This window comes from Natronorubrum sulfidifaciens JCM 14089 (assembly GCF_000337735.1).
Taxonomy (GTDB): Archaea; Halobacteriota; Halobacteria; order Halobacteriales; family Natrialbaceae; genus Natronorubrum; species Natronorubrum sulfidifaciens.
Genome location: NZ_AOHX01000061.1, coordinates 12,805 through 32,830 on the forward strand (window position 1 = coordinate 12,805; position 20,026 = coordinate 32,830).

Genomic DNA, 20,026 nt, shown 5'->3' on the forward strand with positions numbered 1-20,026 from the left:
GATATATCTCACTTGTTGGCGTCGCTTCCTGTTTCACTGACTGCTGTCCGACAGTGTTAGAACTGCAAGGCAGATGACACGGAACTTCACCCGGGCGGTTGGCGTACTTTCGTTTACGCTCCAACTCTGTTCGGCATGGTGGATTTGTGGCAGCAGTCTCCGCGAGCACTGCTGTCGATCTCTTTATCAACGAAACATAATATAACACAGCACTATAACAATAATTGGAACTCTGGTCTGTCGTTAGCCCTGTAGATAAAACTCAGTTCAACCACTTTCTAAACCACTCGAACGTAAAACAACATATCTGCAGCAAACTTCTTTAGGATACAACGAGAACGGGTTCTATGGATCCTCACAACCGTCTCCAGAACTCCTCTCAGGTTGAAATTCAGGCCGAACGACGTCATACGGAATCGATCTTGGACACGATTCTGAGAGGGTTAGCTGTGCTCGAAGACGTCCCCGTTACCGAACTCGAGCCATTATATAACCATATTAGCCCGGATGCGCTGATCAGCTTTCACCGACATGCGAAAGATGCTGACACCGCTATCAGCGTCGAATTCACGGTCGATGAGTATACGATTTCGGTCGTTCAGACCGACACAGTACGTATCCGTGACACGAGCACGGCCTGATCGGACCGTTCCTTCTCCCGTAATAATTCGCATTTTGATATAAAACGCGTGCTCGAGACATGACCTGCTGTCGCTCTTGTCCACAGATTCGACCGAAACCACACACACGGCTCTGCGACTCCCTGTAGTCGCAGCTCTCCTGCGGGTCACATTCGTTATATCGGTATACAGTTTATAAGCTACTGCTGAACACGGATTTCACGCTCACAACACTCGAGACGAGTGTATTCGTAGGAGTAGTGGAGAGATATACCCTACTTTAGATTAGGCGAGTAATTACAAGTACCCTTATTGTCCCCGACGCCGTACGGCCATCGAAGTCGATGGATTCCAGCACTTCCGGGGCTGTACGACAGGGGGCGCGACTCGAGGACGTGCTGTCAGCGTGTCTCGAGAACAAAGGGACACTCTCGCCGAACTACCGCCAGAACTTCGAGCGAGTCGTCATCGACTGGATCGAATTCTGCGAGCGTCGTGACGTCGAGACGATCGGCGATGTCTCCGACCGAACGATGGCCGGCTACGCGAGCCACCTCGCTCGCCGCATCGAAGCCGGCAAATCCAACGACGTCGACGGTGGAATCACTGAGACAACCGCTTGGACGTACTACGATTACGTCTCGGCGTTCCTGTCGTGGGCGGTCAAATGGGGCTACATCGCTGACAACCCAGCCGAGAAAGCACAGGCTCGAGATAGTATGCCCGACCGCCCCTCGAGTGGCGAGTACGACCGGCAGTTCTGGCAACCCGAACAACGCCAGACCATTTTGGAGTACGTTCGACGACGCGCTGCCAGCGCCTATCGAGATCCCGTCGCCCCGAAACCGATCTTGCACAAGCGCCTTCGGGATCGCGCACTCGTCGCCACAATCGCCTTTTCGGGCGTCCGTGGGGGCGAGGTCCTGAAGGACCCGGCTGACTCACGCCGAACTGGATTGCAGTGGGACGACGTCGACCTCAAGGAGGGTGTCTGCTGGATTCTCGGCAAGAACCAGAACCGTGAGCCAGCCCAACTTCCCGGGCAGGTCGTCGGGCCGCTCGAGCGCTGGCGTGAGGCCTACGATCCCCCAAGCGGCGAGTGGCCGGTCTTTCCCTCGATGCACGTTCCGACGCTCTCGAGGCGGATTCGGACGGCGCTCGGTGCTGGCGAACGCGATCGGTTGGTTGCACAGCGCCATCACTGGGAGATCGCGCTCGAGTATGGCGTTACGCCGCCTGCGATCACGACTGAGGGTGGTCGATCCGTGCTGAAGCGACTGAGCAGGCAGGCGGCCGTCCCCGGGTTGGCGCTCGAGGACGGCGAGTATCTCACGCTTCACGGTGGGCGGCGTGGCGTCGGCGAACTCCTGTATCGAGAGGTGAGCCACGAGCAGGCCCAGCGGACGCTTCGCCACGCTGATCCCCAGACGACGAGTGAAATGTACTCGCATATCGAAACGAGCGAATTAGCCGAGGACAACACGGCGGTGTTCGAAAACGATTGACAGGCTCCACACGACTGAAGTCGTGGACTTTTCCTCAATGTTCTGTCAAACCGCAACTTTGCGAGAGGCTGAGACTGAGTCACTAAGGGATACTCGAGGAATAGCATGAGCTCTGCTGAAACCGGTCGCGAAGTCGTTGTACAGCATTTCCCGAGCGAATTACGGCACAGACCGTGGTGCCCGAACGTGCTATCGAAAAAACGCCAGACGGGACGGTGTTACGGCAGATTTGCGTTTGCTGTAACACTGCTCTTTCGGCGAGGCGATGCCGTACGTTCTGTAGAGGCGTTATAGCACAGGAATTCTCTCGATACCGGGGTCTGTTACGGCAAAAACCAAGTGAGAAAGACCAGGGGGTCCCCATTGGAACTGCTGTTGGTCGACTGGGAAGGGAAGAAACTGTGTCTAGCGGTGGTGTGAACTCGAGTTCGATTTTGACGAGATTGTTGTCCCGTGGACAGCCGTCGTCTTCAGATAGCCATCTAAGACCGTCTACTGACTAGACTGCCGAGACTGCTCGAGAAGGGAGACCCACAACTAACCAACCCACCAACCAACTGCGGTCGTGTGTATCAAACGTCGTTTCCTGAGAGTTTTTGGCCTCTCCCGAGGCTGGAATCGAGCCAGTGTCGGTGGCTAGCCGCAGACGTCAGCTGTCTCCGGAACTCTCTCCGTTCGAGCCCGTCATCTCACCGGGGATCGCAGCGTCTGTCCCGAGGACCAGTCGGCGTTCGGTGTACTCGAGGCCGTTCTTGCGCTGGGTTCGTTTACGGATCGCGAGTCGGTTTTTGGAGAGGGTGAGGATCGCATCGATCGTCCGAGAGACGAGCTTCTTGGCGTACTCGTCGCTGATTCCCTCCTCTTGACGACGGATCCAGTGTTTCAGATCGCCAGCAGTGACGTACTCGCGGACGCTTGCGCTCCCTTGCTTCCACGGGTTGTCTCCAACCGTTGGGTCAGCACGCGCCTTCCAGAGCTTCGCAGCGAGCCGTGAGGGGAGTGTAGATGTCGTGGCCCGGAGCATATCCTCGTCCAGCTTCGCGAGTTGTTGAATCGGCAGGAGATCGCCGTGTGCGAGGGCGACGTCCCCGCCACGCTCGAGTGGATCATCGCTCTCGGGCAGTCGGAAGTAGCGCTCGCCGTCGTCTTTGCGGATGCGTTCGAGACGACCATCCACGACGTCGATCTCATCTTCGTCGACGTGCTCCTCGAGGAGATGGGCGCCCTTCTCGAGTTCGCGTGCTTGGAGTTCACCGACGCGGTCTTTGGTCGCGTTGAGTTTCTTTTCGTGGGCGTCGAGGCGTGCCTCGATGGGCGTCTGTGCGTCTTCGAGGTCCTTGAGGCGATCTTCGATGTCTGTGTTTTCTTTTTGAGTCGCCTTGAGTTCAGTCTCGAGATCCTCGATCCGGGCGTCTTTTTTCTCGAGTTCCGTCTCGAGGGCATCGATACGATCGCGAAGCTGGGCGAGTTCGGCAGCGAACTGGTCTGAGAGTGATGCAGTCGTTGAATCGGTAGTGTCTGTGGACATTGGTCTCAATACTCGAACTACTGAGCGGGCGGTACCCCTGAATCAGGAAAACGAGGCCGCTGAGAACACTGAGGATGCGAGACTCACAGCTAACCAGCACGTACTGGCGGTGGATCAGTCACCCAGCGGGTGTCTTCCCTCTTGCCGAGCGATCAGTCCCCGCTGGCGTTGGCGATCGTGGTGTTTCCGTTGCCCGATCGCGACTGCGATTGGTCGATCAACTCGAGGAGTGCCGAGAGCCGGGTGGCGACCGCCGCCAGGTCGACTTCGATGTCGTCGTCATCGTCGATCCGGAGTGCACGGGCGCGATTGACGGCTATGTCGACGGTGCTCCGACTGTAGCCGGTGATTTCGGCGATCTGCGTGTGTGCCATGCCGTGAGCGGACATCCGACGGATCATCTCGTCGCGGCCAGCACGCTTGGCTTTCTTTGGAGCATCCGGCAGCCCGATTTCGACCTTGTCTTCGTGGTGCACAGCCGGGTGTTGCGGTTGCTGTGGGCCATCACTGATCACCTCGCGTGGGCTCGAGAATGACGGCATCCTCGCCGGCGATGATTACCTCCTCGTGATCGCTTGGACTGAGGATCTCGACACCCCTGTCGTCTGGATGGGCGTGCGTGATCGCGCGGGGGGATTCTACTGGGCGAGAAGTGTCACGCGGTCGTGTGTCTTGGTCTGCACTGCGGGTGGTTGTACGGCCATCGTCGTGACGGCCAGTCGACACTCGTGGGTCGTGGACCCTACAATTATGGGTCCGGGAGTTCTCTTGTCGCATGCTTCTGGATTCCCTTGGTAGGGGCTGGAAGCTGCGCCCGACGTGCTGCAACACGTCGGCACTTCTGGGGGTGCTCTACGTGACTTGGCTTCCAATCGGTTGTTTAGGCTATCATCACAAAAATCTTACTGTGCAATCCACAGCCAAAGATAGTAATTAGAGAATAGCTACAAGTGCTTGCACTGTGAACAGTATGACACCGATATAGCTATGAGTTACACAGTAGGATCACAAAATGTGCCCAGGAAGCGAGCTGACTGGATGACGCAGGTCGATGAAGAAATCCTCGAGACACTGCGTGAAGAAGGGAACATGACACCACGTGCACTCGAGGACTTCGACGTTACTGTTGCAAACTATGCTCGCGACCGACTTTCAAAAATGAGTCAATATGGGCTCGTTGAGCGCCTATCCCGCGGCCTCTATCGGCTTACAGAAGACGGAAAGAAATTTCTCGACGAGGAACTCGACGCGAGTGAACTTGAGCCTGCTGAAGAATGACTTGAGACTGTTCGCCGGATCTGCATTGTCTTCCGACATTCCCCGCGAGACTGTGAGTCCATGGCTTTGCTGACGACGTGACCCACTCCGCTAGAGGACAAAGTACTTGTTACAGTCGATACCGAGTGTTCCTTGACGAATCCTCTCATCTCGACATATACGAAGGGTGAAAACCGGGTCACGTCTACGCTGATGGCTGTTCTCGAGAATGTCAACAACCAGTTAGCAGAAGACCTGCTCGAAACGGTCCGGGAATCGTAACGGCTGAACTGTTCTGCTCGAGGTTTGTTCCTCTGATCGGTTGTTCAACAGGATTTATGAGAAGCTGCTGTCTCGTGTTACGAAAGAATGACAGACGAGCGCCGAATGTCTACCGTTCGGTTCTACGGAGGTATTGAGAAACGGTTGGATATTTTTACGGATCTACTCTCGCACCTTACTCAATCTACTGAGAACACCGAAGGAGTACCACGACACGAGGTCGTCGACTGGATCATCGCCGAGACGAACGCGAAGACGCCCGATTCGGTTGCGGACCGATTGAATTTCATCGAGGAACTCGGACTCATCGAGAGCCAAGACGACACATACTCCTGTACACGAACCGGTCGCTGCTATCTCAGGGAGCGAGATCCGATCGTCTTGTACAACGCGCTTCGCACGAGCGTCAAGGGCTTCGATACGATCGTTCGTGCGTTAGCTCTCGAGTCCAGAACCGACGAGGACCTCATGGAACTGCTCGTTGGCGAGTTCGAAGAGTGCCAGATGAAGACGCCGGGCGTGGTGACACGCCACCGCGAGTGGCTGCAGATGATCGGCTACGTGGAGCGAACAGACGAGCACAACCAACTCACTGAAGCCGGTGAGGCAGTCGCCGACCAACTCCACGGTGTCTCTGCTGTAGAGCTAGAGCCCGGCTCAACCTACAACCGTCAGACTCTCCACACAGAATACGGTGGCAGCATCCAGGGCGGAATCGCGCCCTCGAGAGACGCACCCGTCGTCTTTCTCTTCACAGGCGGCACTGGAGAGGAGCACGGCTATCAGGACGTGATTCGCTCGGACGGGACCGTGATCTACACTGGTGAAGGGCAGGTCGGCGACATGGAAATGAAACGCGGGAACCGCGCAATTCGAAGCCATCTCGAGCACGGACGGGAACTGCACTTCTTCACGATGGAAACCGAAGGTGTGCAGTATGTCGGCCAGTTCATGTACGCCGGCCACTTCTTCGAGGAGATTTCCGATTCGAATGGCAACGCTCGGAACGGGATCCGATTCAAACTCGCACCGGTCACAACCGATCAGACCAGCCATCAACCAACAGCCACAGACGACCGCCCCTCGAGAAACTCCGATCTTCGCCAGTTCACCGATCCGACAGTCTATCAGGTACCCGTGAAGAACGGCGATGGCCCGATTCGAACGAATTTCGACCGGACGGTGATCGAGGGTGTTCCACGAAGCGAGGTGGAAGCCGTCTACGATCCGCCGATCGAACACGACACCCTCCGAGTATGGGGAAATCAGGAAGACGAACCCGCCACGGAGGGAGATTGTCTGTTGTTCGCTGACCGCGAGGGACGTCGAGGAGGTGAATATACGATTATCGCCCGTGTTGCTCATGCAACGGTTTTGGATCAAGAAAGGGCAGTTGCATTCACCGACGCAGTGGGCTGGGGTGATGTCACCGACGTGGTCTTTCCCCATGTCATGTTCCTCGAGCCGATCTACGAGGCCGAACTGGACCGAGAATCCTTCTGGGATACGCTTGGGTTCAAAGGCTGGCCGAACGACACGTTCAGCGCGATCAACTTCGATCGGAACGGATCCACCTTCCACGATGAGTATGCCTCGACCAAGACGTTCATTGACCAGATCAAAGGACGGCAACTCTATTCCGAGAACAACGACACAATCTCCGAGTACGATTCCCTCGAGCACGCACTCGAGGACGTCCACTCGAAGCTAACTCACGGGGAAGACGAGTCGGCGTGGCTGAAAAACCACATCGGTGAAGCAGTCATCAAAGACTGGTCCGACGCACTCAGGGGATTCCGACCGGCGGACGAGGTCGACCCCGACACCGCCGCGAAACTCGATCAGATCCGCCGCACGTATGAGCACCTCGAGTCGGAATTAGAGACAAAAGCCGCCGAACTCGGGGTCGGAACGCTCGATGCGTTTACACCCGCCCAGACGTTATTCCTCTGTGGGATTCGTCTCGTCCAAGACGACTCCGACATGTCGGGACCGTTCAATCAGCCCCGTCTGAATAGCGTTCTCGAGGAAGCGTACACAACGCCCGACGAACGTCCCGATCAACCATCGAACGTAGATCATCCACTGGCGACCCATATCCAGACCACCGAACCGGGGATCTACAAGTTCACTGCACCACCGGACTACTGGCTTACGGCAGTCGAGTTCGCGTCGATCTCGTTCGAAACGAGTTCCCGCGATCAATGGGATCGGCTCGAGAACGGCGACGTTGTTCTGTTCCACTCTCGAGCAAAACCAGCGAACACCGATCACTCGGACCAACCAAGCGGGGTAATCGGTGCCGGCATCATCGGCGAAACGTTCGAAAAGTCTGACCCGTGGTGGTGGGACGAACACCAAGAAACGAAAACGTTTCCGATGGTCGCAAGCCTCGAGCGAATGTTCCTCACCGGTGCTGTCGAAGACATCGATACCACGCGAAACATCACCGAAAAGGAACCGGCAGTCATCGAGCATCAACTCAGTGCACTCACCGCGGACTGCCTTCCGATCGAATCGGCCAACCAGCTTTGTATGAATGCCTCCGGAACGGCGTTCCCCGTCCAATCGATGTTCGGTGCGTTCCGCACGGATGACGGGAAAATCGATTATGATCGCCCCATAGCGCTTCTCGAGGCGATGGCCACCGATCTGACCGAAGTCGCACCGATCAACCCACACAAACCACTCGAGAGCACACTCCCGGATGACATCCTCGAAGGGCTGCACTTCGAAGACGACCTCGGCGAGAAAATCCTCGAGCAGATCTCGACTGCGCTCCGAGCTGGAAAACATATCCTACTCACGGGACCGCCGGGCACGGGGAAGACCGAAATCGCCGAACGCGTCTGCGAACACCTCGCAGAAACACACCCATACCTGTACTCGGATTTCGAGATGACCACGGCGACCGCAGATTGGTCGACGTTCGATACCGTCGGCGGCTATATGCCAAGCGAGTCCACCGAGGACGGCGAGGACCTCTCGTTTACGCCCGGGATCGTTCTCAACCGTCTCAAGAACACGCAAACAGGCACACAGTCGAACGACTTGGTCGTCATCGACGAACTCAATCGGGCGGACATCGACAAGGCCTTCGGCCAACTGTTCACCCTTCTCTCGGGTCAATCCGTCCAACTCCCATACACCGTCGAAGGGCGCGAAGTCGAACTCACCACGTACGACGACCTCGAGGGAGTCCCTACCAGTAATCAGTACATCGTCCCCAATTCGTGGCGCATCTTCGCGACGATGAACGCCTACGACAAGACCTCGCTCTACGAAATGAGCTACGCATTCATGCGCCGGTTCGCGTTCGTCCGCGTTCCAGCACCAACGCTCCCGGAGGCAACGGACTCCGATGATCCAGTCGAGGATATCGTCTTGGATTACGCGGAGGCCTGGGACCTTGAGATCACGCGACGAGAAGCTGGCGCAGTCGGTCGGGTGTGGCGCCAGGCGAACACGGCCGTCGAGGAACGCTCGATCGGACCCGCGATCATCAAAGACGTTCTCGAGTACGTCACCCAACATCCCGACGACCACCTTCCATACCACCTCACACAGGCAGTTATCAGCTACATCTTCCCACAGCTAGAGGGCGTTCCAAAGCGAAACACGATCGTCAGAGAACTCGCTTCGGTTCCGGATATCGAAACGTCGCTGCTCCACGGTGCAGCCCGAGAGATGCTCCAGGTCTCACTCGCCACGAATGAATAGAGACCAACTCCTCGAGCAGCTCACCAGCGACATCCTCGCATACGCGATGCAAGGGTCGTTCCCAGAGCGAGAGCTTGCCCGCTCGATCAAGCCCGAGCAGTTAGACGAGCGCTTTGAGGAGTACGAACTCCTCCTCGATCTCCACTTCATCCTTCAGGACGACGTCGTCGAGTTCGTCAGGCAACTCCCGGAACACCTGCGCAGCATTCGCACTGAGACCCGCACGACGTCGCGTACGAGACGCGGGACCGTTGACGGACGAATCAACTGGGGCGACACGATCAAAAAGCGCTACTCACAGTACCCTCGAGATAGCTCAATTTTCGTCTGCGACAATCGCTCGGTGGACTACGATATCCCCGAAAACCTCGTTCTCAAGCGACTCATCTCCGTCGTACATCGCACGATTCGGGAGGCCGAAGAGTATCTTCGCGCGGACTACGACTGGGTGAGTGAGACGTGGAAGGGAAGCGAGGACTTGATCGACGAACTCCAACGGATCGTCGACCGGAACGTCCACGTTCGACGGATCCGCGACCCCGAAACCTACGAGCCAACCGAGCGGATGCTGACGACGGCCGCCGACTCGCGCCACGGAGTGTATCGAAACGCAGCCGCTCTGCTCAGAGGCCGCCAACGGTTGCTTCGGGGTGAACCTGACGAGATCCGCAGACTGCTCGAGGAAACCGCTATCGCCCCGGACGACACGGACGCGCTCTTCGAGCTGTTCGTCCTGTTTCGCTTCGTCGCCACGCTCGAGGAGATGCGAGAGAGTCAGCCACAGTTCAAAACGATCGCGACCGACCGTCAGGAAGTCGCCAGATTCGAAGGCGAGAAAGAGATTGCACTCTACCACGACAACTCCGCTCGAGACCGTGATCTCTCCTTTGTCGCTGTTCCAGATGCGGACACGGAGAACCCCTCACGAACAGATCAAGTCCAACTCGTCGCACAGGAGGTTGCGGGCAACTACTTCGGCAAAGACTATCAGAACCACACTGGTCGCCCCGACGTTATCGTCCTCGAGATCATCTCCGAGGACGAGAACGAGCATGAGTACCTGATCGTCGAGGTGAAAAACAGCACCAACGAGGACACGATTCGACGGGGTGTTAAGGAGACACTCGAGTACCTCGCGTTCCTGCGAGTCAACGAGGACTTCGTGTTCGGTCGTGACGATGGCGAGTACTTCGGCTCTGGGTGGAACGGGCTCTTGGTAGTCCAAGATCTCGCTGAGGAGACTGCATCACTCGAGGCACAATCCGATCGAGAAATAGCGATCCTTCAGGCCTCCGAGTTGGAAGATGAGTTAGAAACGATTCTTCGAGAAGTTGTGTAACGTACGAATCTATAGTAGCCACTGAAATTCACTGCACACCTGACCGCACGACAGCTGTGCGGTCAGTGTGTAACTCGTTTCAGTTGTTACTATTGGCGTTGACCAAACTCGCCACTGGTGTCTCTGCAGTTATCCGGAACCCTCCTTCGATGAGCAGTGGGCCACCTTGTGAGCGTACTTGTGCCATTCAGATCCAATTTCCGCCGCTGTTTGTGAGTGAAAATTGCAGCGAACGAATAGTCTCAGGCCTTCTGCTCGATGAGTTCCGTCACTGCATAGAACGGCACCGTATCAACAATCGCAACCAGCAACTTGACCAAGTACTGGCCAACGACGATCGAGACTAGCGCCCATCCCCATGTCGGATCACTACCAAGCCCGAGAGCGGGGAAGATTGCGAACCCGAGTGTGATGAATACGACCGTATCCGCGCCCTGACTAATAGCGGTCGATCCGCAGTTCCGTATCCATCGGTGGCGACCGGCTGTGCGAGCTTTGAGCTTCGAGAACAACCGTACGTCCATGTGCTGAGCAATCGCCAATGCGACGACTGACGCGAGGATGATCGACGCTGAATCACCCAACGTAGCCACGAACGCCGATTGCCCGTCGTAGAACGGTGCCGTTGGCATCCAAATCGCCAAAAAGACCAGCAGGTACGATATCGCGAGGGTGAACACGGTCCCGTTGACGACTGATGCCGCGTACTCACGTCCGTGGTATTCAACAAGCAAGTCAGACGCCAGATACGCGACGCCGAACGCAACGAACCCAGCTGGGACGGCGACGCCACCGATGCCAGGTAACTCGATCCACGTCAGTTTTGCCGCCAGCACGTTCGCAAGAACGACCGAGCCGGCGAAGAGAGCAGTAAAAATCGCTCGAGTATCCTCACTTTGCATACTGAACCACCGCCTTCATTTGAAATCTCAGCTCACCGGTTGGTAGTCTAATACTACCCGACGCATCTTTTGATCTTCTTCGAGCCATACTGGGAGACTACAGTTGCAAAATATAGTCCTGCTGGTTGACCAAGACGACGCGTCAAGAGCAGGTCTCGGATCTGGATCAGAGACTCGTCAAGGGCATCCGGAAGTTTCGTGCTGAGTGGATCACCACTCGAGCACAGCAAACATACTGCAGCTGGTGTCGAGAAACGACTGGCTGTGTGACCAGTGTGTACATCGTTTCAGTTGGTACTATATGTGACGCAACCGAGTGCACGCGCTTCATCCCCGCCCACGGTGGGGCGGCGAACTCGCTCACTCATCGTAAAACTGAGCAGTAAGATCCTCCGCTTTCAGTTGTGACTGTGGATAGATCGACTCGAGAATCGATAACTTCGCTTCGGTTCCGGCACAGTCGCGTTCAGTTTCTGACTGGCCAATGCACTCGAGTTGGGCTTTGGCTCGGCTCACGAGTTCTGTTTTCCGGATCGGCTTCCGTAGAACATCATCACAGTGCCACGCTGCCAGTGACAGGTCTGGACGGTCGCCGACAAGCAACATCCGCCGGGTTGTGGTCGGGCAGTACGTCTCGAATTCGTACATCGAACCGTCCCACAGAGCGATATCAACAACGACGAGTTCCGGGGCGTTGACCAGCGACTCACGGAGCTCTGCGGTGGTGTTGACGGATGTGACATCGAAGGTCGCAGCTAACCACTCGCCGTACAACTCCGTGAGTCGGTCGTCACAATCGGCGACGACAGCCGTTGGAGTCGGTGTTTCGAGGTGGTCTTGTCCCCACGTACTGAGTGTCGAAAAGACCGGTTTCAACTGACGACCGGAATCCGTCAGTTCGTATTCGACCTGTGGTGGTGTGTCGCTGATGGTCTGTCGTTGAACCAATCCGTGTTCGGCGAGCGATGCAAGCGCTGTCGTGAGCATGTTTGCAGAGATATCTGGCAATGCCGATTCAAGTTCGTTGAAACGAAGCGGCTCGTGATGGAGAAGCGTGAGGATGATTGCGGGTTCCCACTTATTTGAAAGTAATTCAAGTACCTCGAGTGAGAGCCGATCACTCGGTGGCACCAACACCGTGCGACGATCCATACGGTGTTACCGGCTAACTAACATATATGTGTTTCTCAAGTAGTACTCTTATTTGAAAGGGGCTATGTCGAGATTATCTACTGCGTCGCCACTCAATGTCTTGCTCGTTGAAGACAACCCCGACGACATCCGCCTCGTTGAGTGGGCGTTCTCGGCAGCCCCTGATCCACACGGCCAATCACCGTCGTCACAGCACTACGGTACCGAAGGCGACCAACTCCTCGATTTGAATAACCTCTCGCCTGTTAGACGGCTCTCCGAAGCGATCGACCACGCTAACACACAGGCTCCAGATGTCGTGTTGCTTGACCTCGATTTGCCGGATAGTCGTGGTATCGAAACACTTGATCGGTTTGTTCGTCGTACCCCGCCTGTTCCGGTTGTCGTTCTTACTGGCCGAGACGAGGGTGAACTCGGAGTCGCTGCGATACAGCGTGGTGCCCAAGATTATATTTACAAAGGCAATCTCACGAACGCGCTTTTGGCTCGGACGATCCGATACGCGGTGGAACGACACGAGATACAACACCGACTGCTCGATGCAACCGACCGCCTTCGGCTCACAAACCAGATTGTTCGGCGTCAACTGCGAAACGATATCAGCGTCATCGTCGGACAGGTCGATCAACTCGCTGAGTCCGATCAGTACAGCGATCGATCGATCACGTCGATTCTCGATGCCGCACGCGATATCGAAGAGACAATCGATATCACTGCTGAGTTTACTGACTCAGCTGTAACTGGTGACGGTTGTCCGACGCATAAGCTTGGAGCGCTTGTCTCGACTGCGATCAGCCGTGTTGAGCAGACAACCGGCACGTCGATCGAACATCACACGGACTCCGACGCGGCTAGTTTTGGTTGTCCACCCTCGCTTCGGATGGCGATCACCTCTCTCCTCTACAACGCAGTCGACCGTACTTCTCCGTCGGGAGCTGTCTCGATTACAACCGAGCTTGTCGACGGTGATGCAGTCGTTACCATCAGCAATACTGGGTCGGAGCTGGCAGCGGAACACAAAACTCTCCTGACAGCAAGTGATGACACGGACGTCACGATCCCTCGAGGGAATGTTGGACTGCAGCTGGCATCGATGATCATCTCGAGGTTTGGAATCGCTGTCGCTGTCCGAGAGAACACCCCCTCCGGGTCGGTGATACAGCTCCATATCAGTGAAACAGACCGTTAGTACCGACTTTTCGGCAATATCAATTGGATTCTAGATCCGTCGTCGATGGCTCTCGGAACCCATCTAACGCAGGGTCGCCGGAACTGTCCGGTGAGAACACTGTTACGATGTCTTGGGGCTGGATCGTGGTGTGGCCCTGTGGTGTGAGGACGTCGTCATCACGCTCGACTGCGACCACGAGTGTATCATCATCCAAGATACCTTCTTCGGCGGCGGCTTGGAGTGTCTTTTCAGCGATTGGCGCACCTTCGTGTACAGTCACTTCGATCACCTCTGCACCGCCAGTGAGGCTGATGTAATCTGCCAGTGGCTCCACGCGTCGTCCGTTATCGGGACCATAGGGTGAGTAGGGGAAATGATGGTCCTTCTGCAAAAGGTACTCGTCTTCGATTTCGATGTTTAGGTTCTCAATCTCACGGCCGATACGTCTAAGATCCGTCGTGTCGGAGCCGACTGCGAGCACGTGGAGGTTTATTCTTCCACCCATCAATTCCCGTACATTGATCACACCAGGAACGGCTCCCAGTTGTCTTGCGGCAGTTTCGACATTGCCGAACGCAGTATGACAGAGAAAGAGGTTCATCAGCGAGTCATCAGCCCGTTCGAAATTGATAGTCGGATGGTAGCCCTCGATCAGCCCGTGTTCTTCCAAGTTGGTGATTCTGTTTCTGATTGTCGCCCCGGTTACGCCAACCTCCTCGGCTATTTTCGGAGCCGATGCATTCCGGGCGTCGACCATCAGTTTGTATATGATCTGCCGATCTATCTGGTCGAGTCGATAGTCTTCTCTCGAGCCACCAGTCATGGGACATTATCCGTGAAGCAAAACCATATACCTGTGGTGTTTTCGAATACGAAAAGCAAGGAGGGTTCTATAATAGCCACTGAACGTCACTGCACACCAGATCGTACGATAGCTGTGCGATCTGTGTGTAAACCGTTTCAGTTGTTACTATAGCTACGCTCGATCATGGTCGCTCTTTTTCGACTCTCTTGTATGGCTAGCTGTCTGAGAATCTCGTTTAGATTTTTGCGTAACAAGCTACTAAGCACTCTGTCTTCTATCTCGAAATATTGTACCCCTTCTATTTTTGATATAGAAATATAGTCGGTGGTTTTATATTGGATACGGGGATACGATGCTGCATGATTCACTGGCAACCGGGAACCGTATCTCGTCGGTGTCCCTTTGTGGGGGCTGATGGGGGAGGCCGATAGCCATGAGCGATGACGGTGCAGATCTCGCTCGAGATCTCGGCTTTCTCGAGGCGTACACGCTCGGGTTAGGGACGATGATCGGGGCAGGTATCTTCGTGCTCCCCGGAATCGTCGCGGAGAGTGCGGGGCCGGCAAGCATGATTTCGTTTATGATCGGTGGCGTGGTTGCCCTGCTCGCTGCGCTCTCGTTGTCGGAACTTGCGACGGGAATGCCGAAAGCCGGTGGCAGCTATTATTACGTAAACCACGCACTTGGCAGTTTTTTCGGGACGATCGTTGGCTGGGGGATGTGGGCTGGCCTGATGTTCGCAACGGCATTTTATATGCTCGGGTTTGGTCAGTACCTTCTAAATCAGCCATCTGACGCATTGCTCGTCGTTTTCGCTGCGGTGACGATGGCGTCACTGCTCGTCGCGGTTAATTATCGTGGCGTCAAAGAGACTGGCTCGTTACAGAACGTCATTGTTGTCTTGTTGCTCGGATTGATTATCGTGTTTATTCTCGTCGGATTGCTGGCTATCGATCCCGGACTGTTGGATCCGTTTGCACCCCAGGGTTGGCCGGCTGTCGGCGCAACCGCTGGGACCGTGTTTGTCACGTTCATTGGTTTTGAGGTGATCGCCACCAGCGCCGAGGAGATTGAAGATCCCGGGCGTAACCTTCCGTTGTCGATGATTGCTGCCGTTGTGACACCGACGATCCTCTATGTGCTCGTTATGCTCGTGAGCACGGGAATCCTTGAAATTCCGGATTTGGCAGACTCCTCCGTTCCCGTTGCGACTGTTGCGGCCGCTGCAGCGGGAATGTTCGGTTCGATTTCCGTCGGCGAGTACACTCTTGAGTTTGCGACTGTCGGCTCGCTCGTTATGATCGTCGGAGCGATTCTCGCGACGGTATCCTCGGCTAACGCATCGATCCTCTCCGCCGCGCGCGTCAACTTCGCGATGGGACGTGATCGAGTTCTCACGAACTGGCTCAATAAGATCCACACGACGTACCGGACGCCCTATCGGGCGATCCTCGTTACCGGCGGCGTGATCCTCGCGCTCATCGCGAGTCCATTGCCGATCGACACGCTCGCCGACGTGGCGAGTTTTATGTTCCTGATCACCTACGCCTTGGTTCACGTTGCCGTCATCGTACTCCGCCGAGCGGAACCAGACGGATATGAGCCGGATTTCGAGATTCCCTCGGTCGCTTATCCCATCGTTCCGATTCTTGGTTCACTCGCTTGCCTCATCGTCATGCTACAGATGGCGTGGGAGGTCCAGCTGATCGGTGCCGGAGTCGTCGTCGTTGGGATTCTCTGGTATCAGTTCTATGCGAAAGAGCAGGCACTCTCCACGACGCTTATTGGTGAGGCCGTTGCACCGTCTGAGACAACGGTTGACGAGGACGTCTATCGTGTCGTCGTCCCGATTTCGAACCCCGAAACGCAGCAACTGCTCATCAAATACGCAGCGGCCAGTGCCGCGAGTCAGGACGGCGAAACCGAACTCGTGGCTATCAACGTAATCGAAGTCCCGCCACAGATGTCGCCAGCACAGATCGAACTCGAACAAGAGCGGGTTGAGAGCCAACAGGCACTCCTCGAGAACGCTCGTGACGTCGCTGAGGAACTCGATGTTCCAGTCAGAACACGGGCGATTGTTGGCCGTCATGCTGGAGATACTCTTCTGTCAGTCCTCACTGAAGAAAATGCGGATCACGTGTTGCTTGGGTGGAGCGGTGAACGGCGTCGTCGAGATGTCCTCTTCGGTTCGACGATCGACCCCGTCCTCGAGCGCGCTCCGTGTGACGTAACGCTCGTCAAAGATCCGCGCGACTCACTTGGTGACATTGTAACGCTCGCCGGGGGCGGGCCACATGCGCCGGTATCTGCAGCACGCGCCCGTGAACTCATGCGAGCGTTCCCAGAGAGTACACTGACGCTGCTAAATGTCCAGCCAGAACCGGATGACGATGACGTCGATCCGGTTGATGTCGGTCGCGAAATGATTGCTGATGTCGCAGCAGCCGGTGGACTTGAGGAACACGAATATGAATCTCAGGTCGTGGTCAGCGACAATCTCAGTGAGACGCTCGTCACAGAAGTCACGGAGTACGATACGGTTTGTGTCGGTGCAACGGGGTCCAGCGCTGTCGCCCAAGCGTTGTACGGATCGATCCCACAGCGTATCGTCGACGAGAGCACTGGAACAGTTCTTATGACACGTGGTGAACAACGAACACCGCGAACACTTCGTCAGGCAGTAATCCAACGGTTAGAACGATGAGACACGCTCTCAAAACTGAACACCGAGCGAATGAAATGAACATCTCGTCGCCGTCAAGGCGGTCAACGATCTGAGGCACTGTAGATGAGAAGACAGCTTCGAGTGGATTGGCGGGCAGGGTTGAGCCTCGTTGGAACGGTCCTCGCGGCTCTTTCGCTCGCATTCGTCATTCCGATTGTCGTCTCCGTACAGTACGGCGCCGAGGACCTGTGGGTGTTCGTGGCATCGATGGTTCTGACTGCCGGATTTGGGCTCTTACTTCGACGACTCGACCCAGATCCGACTCCGGGGGCGCGAGAAGCGTTCATGGTTGTTGCGCTCACGTGGCTGTTAGCCTCGGTGTTCGGTGCAGTCCCATACGTTCTCGCTGGCAATGGGACGCTCGCCCACCCGGTCAACGCGTTGTTCGAAAGTATGAGCGGCTTCACGACGACGGGTGCAACCGTGATGGGCGATATCTCCTTTGAGACCCACTCTCGAGAGATGCTGATGTGGCGCCAGCTCACCCAGTGGCTCGGTGGGATGGGTATCATTGTTCTCGCTGTCGCTATCCTCTCGCAGATGGCTGTCGGTGGCGCACAGCTTATGAAGGCCGAAACGCCTGGGCCTGGCATTTCGAAACTGACCCCACACATCGCCGAAACCGCTCGAGTGCTCTGGCTCGCGTATATCGCGCTCACGCTTCTCTTGATGGCGCTTCTATACGGACTCCACTTGCTCGGTTTCGCACCGAATATGGACGTCTACAACGCCATTGCTCATGGTCTCACGACGCTCCCGACGGGTGGCTTTTCGCCCGAGGCTCGGAGTGTCGAGGCGTTCTCGCCTGCAGTGCAGTGGCTGATCGTCCCGTTCATGTTCGCTGCAGGAGTCAACTTCGTGCTATGGTGGCACGTCATCTCCGGTGACGCACGAACGCTGTTCCGGGACAATGAGTTCCGGTTCTATCTCGCTGCCGTCACCGTCCTGTCGCTGCTCGGAACGGTAATGCTCTTTCTCGATGCCGCTCTGTCGACACCGGAGACCGGACAAATCGGTGGCCACCTCGAGCGGTCCGCCCGCTATGCGACCTTCCAGATCGCATCGCTGACCAACTCGACCGGATTCGCGAATATGGACTTCAACGCCTGGAACGGACCGGCGCAGGTGGTGCTGTTGTTCGCGATGCTCCTTGGTGGTTCGACTGGGTCGACTGGTGGTGGCATCAAAATCCTCCGCTGGCTGGTTATTCTCAAATCGCTCAAACGAGAGCTGTTTACGACGATCCATCCCGAAGCAGTTCGCCCGGTCCGGATGAACGGGAAACCGCTCGAAGAGGAAGCGATCCGCGGGATTTACGCTTTTACGCTGTTGTATCTCGCAATCTTTTTCGTCGGTTTCCTCTTGCTCGCTGCGGATGCCACGCGTGTCGGATTCGATATCGGCACGATCGACCTTGTGACTGCATCACTCGCGACGATTGGAAATATTGGTCCGGGGTTCGGTGTTGTCGGACCCATGGGTGGCTACGTCGACTTCCCCATCAGTTCGAAGCTGCTGCTGATCCTCTATATGTGGATCGGTCGCCTCGAGATCTTCCCCGTTCTCGTGTTGTTGACCGCTGCTTATTGGCGAAGCTAACCGTCTATCTACGATTTTGAGACTCCACTCGAGTATGAATCCTCGTTTGACGGTATCAGGGTCCATCGGGTGCTCGGTCGCCACGGTCACGGACTGTAGTGTGTGGTTGACAGACACGCCATGTCCATTGGCGTTCATCCTCACCCTATCTGTTATTACTCAATATCGTTAACACTGGGTAAAAATTGACTGATCGGTCGCTATTCTATGGATACTGCCTATTTTTCTTAACACACAGGCAAAACTAGGGTGGCGTTGACAGCGTAGTCCGACCGAGTTGTTCCATTCGGAAAAAACATGACTGTGGCTTTCGTATAGGCATGCGTGACTACTACGAATAAAACTGTGGACGACGTAATGTCGACACCGTTGGAGATGGTCTCGAAAGATGCGACACTCGAGGAGGCTGCGACACTGATGACTGATCATGAAATCAGTGCGCTCGTTGTCTCGACGGATCCGGCATCTATCATTACGAGTACTGATATCGTTGCTGCTGCTGCTGATGGGCATGCACCAGCTGATCTCTTGGTGTCTGACGTGATGACAAAGTCAGTCGAGACTGTCCCACCAGACCTCTACCTCCAGCAGGTTGCTGCAATGATGACCAATTTCGGTATCAAACACCTTCCGGTTACTGACGGCGACGACTACATCGGTATGGTCTCTTCGACCGACGTTGCCGCCCAACTGTCCTAACCACTACCGACTCGGCAGACGAACTCGTTCAGCTGTCGATGGCGCTCAAGCCGTTTCTTCGTCGTCCCCGGTTGCTTCTTCGACTCGTTTTGCGTGTTTCTCGAGATCTGTTGCGATCTCGCGCGCCTGCGCGGGCGTTAACTGAATCGTTTCCATGTGCGCAGGGAGATGTTCCTCGGTCATGTTGTCGAGTTCGAACTGTAACTGAACACAATCAGGATTCTTCTTGTCTGCTGTTGCGTTCACGACAGCGAACGCTTCCATTTCGAAGTCGTGTCCTTTTGCGACAGCATCGACGAGATCGAGCGTCGTGTACGCGTTGACTTTCATTAGTCGGTCAGCCATCTATCTGCCGCGCTAGACCGTTCGAACATACTTATATTCGTGCTGTAATCGTCCCTGCACGTGTTATATATGCGGTTGGTACACACACACGTTGAGGGAGTCGGTTCGTAGGCCTTATATAGTAACCGGGGATTATCGATATAATACGCAGAAGATGAGGACTCCACACCTGCGGTCCGCCGTATAGATGGGGTCTGATGTTAGCCTTGGTAGTTCGGTGACGCCTGATCGGTCGTCGATCGCGGTCACCGAACGTGGACCCATTTATGTGTGAGTGTGTATCTTAACATTCACCGCCAAATGAACCCTCCCGACAATGGTCGGGAGTATATAGCATTCCGGTTGATCCTGCCGGAGGTCATTGCTATTGGAGT

The 20,026-nt window shown here is 55.8% G+C and carries 15 protein-coding genes; 9 read left to right on the forward strand and 6 right to left on the reverse strand.

Features of this window, described 5'->3' with window-relative positions:
- Positions 1-347 precede the first annotated feature (347 nt).
- A complete protein-coding gene (locus tag C495_RS16970; protein ID WP_152418934.1) occupies positions 348-641 on the forward strand; it encodes a HalOD1 output domain-containing protein in 294 nt (97 codons plus the stop codon).
- 323 nt (positions 642-964) lie between these two features.
- On the forward strand, positions 965-2,125 hold the full coding sequence (locus tag C495_RS16975; protein WP_049890417.1) for a tyrosine-type recombinase/integrase: 1,161 nt from the start codon (positions 965-967) through the stop codon (positions 2,123-2,125).
- Positions 2,126-2,774: 649 nt separating this feature from the next.
- Here C495_RS16975 and C495_RS16980 read toward each other — a convergent pair.
- Together C495_RS16980 and C495_RS16985 are read right to left on the reverse strand one after the other, a co-directional pair.
- Positions 2,775-3,653, reverse strand: a complete 879-nt coding sequence (locus tag C495_RS16980; protein ID WP_008165182.1) for a hypothetical protein — start codon at positions 3,651-3,653, stop codon at positions 2,775-2,777.
- 152 nt (positions 3,654-3,805) lie between these two features.
- The gene (locus C495_RS16985; RefSeq protein ID WP_152418935.1) at positions 3,806-4,129 is read right to left on the reverse strand and encodes a helix-turn-helix domain-containing protein; all 324 of its coding nucleotides are present in this window, start codon (positions 4,127-4,129) and stop codon (positions 3,806-3,808) included.
- Between the two features lie 562 nt (positions 4,130-4,691).
- Here C495_RS16985 and C495_RS16990 point away from each other — a divergent pair.
- The 3 genes from C495_RS16990 to C495_RS17000 all read left to right on the forward strand — a co-directional run bounded on the left by C495_RS16990 (position 4,692) and on the right by C495_RS17000 (position 10,251).
- Positions 4,692-4,931, forward strand: a complete 240-nt coding sequence (locus C495_RS16990; protein WP_008165186.1) for a DUF2161 family putative PD-(D/E)XK-type phosphodiesterase — start codon at positions 4,692-4,694, stop codon at positions 4,929-4,931.
- A gap of 348 nt (positions 4,932-5,279) precedes the next feature.
- Positions 5,280-8,912 carry an AAA family ATPase gene (locus C495_RS16995; protein WP_008165187.1) on the forward strand — a complete coding sequence of 1,211 codons (3,633 nt, stop codon included), beginning with the start codon at positions 5,280-5,282 and terminating at the stop codon, positions 8,910-8,912.
- Positions 8,905-10,251 carry a hypothetical protein gene (locus C495_RS17000; RefSeq protein WP_008165188.1) on the forward strand — a complete coding sequence of 449 codons (1,347 nt, stop codon included), beginning with the start codon at positions 8,905-8,907 and terminating at the stop codon, positions 10,249-10,251. The genes C495_RS16995 and C495_RS17000 overlap by 8 nt, the downstream gene beginning before the upstream one ends.
- Positions 10,252-10,493: 242 nt before the next feature.
- On the opposite strand, the gene C495_RS17005 is transcribed toward C495_RS17000, so the two are convergent.
- Together C495_RS17005 and C495_RS17010 are read right to left on the reverse strand one after the other, a co-directional pair.
- A complete protein-coding gene (locus tag C495_RS17005) occupies positions 10,494-11,153 on the reverse strand; it encodes a queuosine precursor transporter (RefSeq protein WP_008165189.1) in 660 nt (219 codons plus the stop codon).
- 360 nt (positions 11,154-11,513) lie between these two features.
- Positions 11,514-12,305, reverse strand: coding sequence for a winged helix-turn-helix transcriptional regulator (locus tag C495_RS17010; protein ID WP_008165190.1), 792 nt, complete (start codon positions 12,303-12,305; stop codon positions 11,514-11,516).
- Between the two features lie 64 nt (positions 12,306-12,369).
- On the opposite strand from C495_RS17010, the gene C495_RS18645 reads away from it, so the two are divergent.
- Positions 12,370-13,494: an ATP-binding response regulator gene (locus C495_RS18645; protein WP_083902515.1), complete on the forward strand. Its 1,125-nt coding sequence runs from the start codon at positions 12,370-12,372 to the stop codon at positions 13,492-13,494.
- Positions 13,495-13,513: 19 nt separating this feature from the next.
- Here C495_RS18645 and C495_RS17025 read toward each other — a convergent pair whose 3' ends face one another.
- Complete coding sequence (locus C495_RS17025; protein ID WP_008165194.1) at positions 13,514-14,299, reverse strand: Lrp/AsnC family transcriptional regulator; 786 nt, start codon at positions 14,297-14,299, stop codon at positions 13,514-13,516.
- Between the two features lie 415 nt (positions 14,300-14,714).
- Here C495_RS17025 and C495_RS17030 point away from each other — a divergent pair, with 415 nt between their 5' ends.
- The 3 genes from C495_RS17030 (at position 14,715) to C495_RS17040 (ending at position 19,307) form a co-directional block, all read left to right on the forward strand.
- A complete protein-coding gene (locus C495_RS17030) occupies positions 14,715-16,988 on the forward strand; it encodes an amino acid permease (protein ID WP_008165195.1) in 2,274 nt (757 codons plus the stop codon).
- Between the two features lie 84 nt (positions 16,989-17,072).
- Positions 17,073-18,608, forward strand: coding sequence for a TrkH family potassium uptake protein (locus tag C495_RS17035; protein WP_049890419.1), 1,536 nt, complete (start codon positions 17,073-17,075; stop codon positions 18,606-18,608).
- Between the two features lie 357 nt (positions 18,609-18,965).
- Positions 18,966-19,307, forward strand: a complete 342-nt coding sequence (locus C495_RS17040; protein WP_008165198.1) for a CBS domain-containing protein — start codon at positions 18,966-18,968, stop codon at positions 19,305-19,307.
- Between the two features lie 45 nt (positions 19,308-19,352).
- Here the strand turns inward: C495_RS17040 and C495_RS17045 are convergent, their stop codons facing one another.
- Complete coding sequence (locus tag C495_RS17045) at positions 19,353-19,652, reverse strand: DUF6360 family protein (RefSeq protein ID WP_193788020.1); 300 nt, start codon at positions 19,650-19,652, stop codon at positions 19,353-19,355.
- Between the last annotated feature and the right edge of the window lie 374 nt (positions 19,653-20,026).